Below are 1845 nucleotides of genomic sequence, written 5' to 3'. Positions count from 1 at the left end.
TTCGGCTATCGCGGGAAGGGCTGTGTTTAATATTGTTGCGTCCAGCGCCTGCATAAAGAAAGCCATGGCGGCAATCCAGGGTAAGCCGGCCATGCTACGAGCAGATTTAATCATTCTATTTCCTGATGGAATTCGTTATTAACAATCCTCTCTTCTATATATAGATAACATGTGATTACACACTCCGTCAGTTTTTGTCTTGTAATAATACCTGACAGGCAATGCAGGCACCCTGACTGTCGCTGGCAAGGATGGTATCAACGATAGATTGGTGGTGTTGCAGCTTTATCACTTCATCGCCGGTAATAGCACGGAAGTAGCTGTGATATACCGAACTGAACAAATTGGCGAACGAAGTCAGGAAGGGATTACCACTGGCTTCGTAGATCAGTTGATGAAATTGGGTATCCACCTGAATCCAGCGTTCACGATCAAATTCACGGTGCAGCGCCTGCATTTCTGCCATCAATATAGCCAATTGCTGTTTTTGCGCAGGATTAGCGTTAACCGCGGCCAAAGCGCAGGCCTGTGGCTCTAACGCGGTTCGTACCAAAATAAAGTGCTGCATCACCTGATCGAAGTTTTCACGGGTCATCCACCAGGTGAGTAACTCCTGATCGAGAAAATTCCAGTTGGACTGCGGCATAATGCGCGTACCAATCCGTGGCCGTGGCAACAACATCCCTTTCGCCGCTAACATTTTAACCGCTTCACGTACTGCAGTGCGGCTTACGCCGAACTGTTCGCCTAGTTCTATCTCTCCGGGCAGTATAGAACCGGCTATATATTCGCCCGCCAGGATACGCTGGCCAATCTTTTCAGCTAATAAATAGGAAAGGTTGCGTTGGGCGGCTTGTTGTTGGGCGTTAAATTGCATGGTGATTTGTCCTGGCTAACTTCTTATCCTTCTATTTTACTCTACTGTTTCACTCTGGTATTGGCTGTTTAACTGAAAAGTAGTAGAAAAGTTATCCATTTCCGCACTTTTTGATGAAAAAAAGCCGGTTGGAAAATTATTTGAAATTAGGGGTTGCAGCCTGTCAGGAACTCCCTATAATGCGCCTCCACTGACCGGGAACAACGAAACAAACTTCGCCGGGTCAGGAAGTGTTAAGCAGGCGGAAACGCCGGTTCTTAAAACGAAAGTTGAAAAGAAAAGCTTGACACTTCAGCGGGAAAGCGTATTATCTGCCTCCCGCGTTACCGTAAGATTCGCCGCAAGCGAACGGGTAACGAACGCTCTTTAACAATTTATCAGACAATCTGTGTGGGCACTCGCAAGACGATATCAAAGCCTGTTTCGGCAGGCAGAAGAAATATCAAGTCTTGAAGAGTGACCAAAGCAGTAAACATTTGAACTTCGGTTCGAATGCATATTTGCAGAAAGTAATCTTTGAGCATCGCTACTTCGGTAGCAAATCAAACAAATCTTAAATTGAAGAGTTTGATCATGGCTCAGATTGAACGCTGGCGGCAGGCCTAACACATGCAAGTCGAGCGGCAGCGGAAAGTAGCTTGCTACTTTGCCGGCGAGCGGCGGACGGGTGAGTAATGTCTGGGAAACTGCCTGATGGAGGGGGATAACTACTGGAAACGGTAGCTAATACCGCATAACCTCGCAAGAGCAAAGTGGGGGACCTTAKGGCCTCACGCCATCGGATGTGCCCAGATGGGATTAGCTAGTAGGTGGGGTAATGGCTCACCTAGGCGACGATCCCTAKCTGGTCTGAGAGGATGACCAGCCACACTGGAACTGARACACGGTCCAGACTTCTACGGAAGGCAGCAGTGGGAATATTKCACAATGGGCGCAAGNCTGATGCAGNCATGNCGCGTGTGTGAAGA

General features: G+C 48.0%; 1 protein-coding gene and 1 other annotated feature. The gene reads right to left on the bottom strand.

The window, feature by feature from the left end; translation table 11 throughout:
• Positions 1 to 187: 187 nt before the first annotated feature.
• Complete coding sequence (locus PL78_RS08255; RefSeq protein WP_064514670.1) at positions 188 to 877, bottom strand: FadR/GntR family transcriptional regulator; 690 nt, start codon at positions 875 to 877, stop codon at positions 188 to 190.
• A gap of 593 nt (positions 878 to 1470) precedes the next feature.
• Positions 1471 to 1834: a sequence feature (16S ribosomal RNA rRNA prediction is too short), on the top strand.
• Positions 1835 to 1845: the final 11 nt, after the last annotated feature.

Origin of the sequence: Yersinia entomophaga (assembly GCF_001656035.1) — a bacterium.
GTDB classification, from domain to species: domain Bacteria; phylum Pseudomonadota; class Gammaproteobacteria; order Enterobacterales; family Enterobacteriaceae; genus Yersinia; species Yersinia entomophaga.
Note: the sequence above shows the minus strand (reverse complement) of the source record. Positions and strands in the feature narration are given on the sequence as shown.

Bases quoted from the DNA above. Each gene is read 5' to 3' on its own strand.
- PL78_RS08255 (WP_064514670.1), bottom strand. From the start codon at position 877: ATGCAATTTAACGCCCAACAACAAGCCGCCCAACGCAACCTTTCCTAT.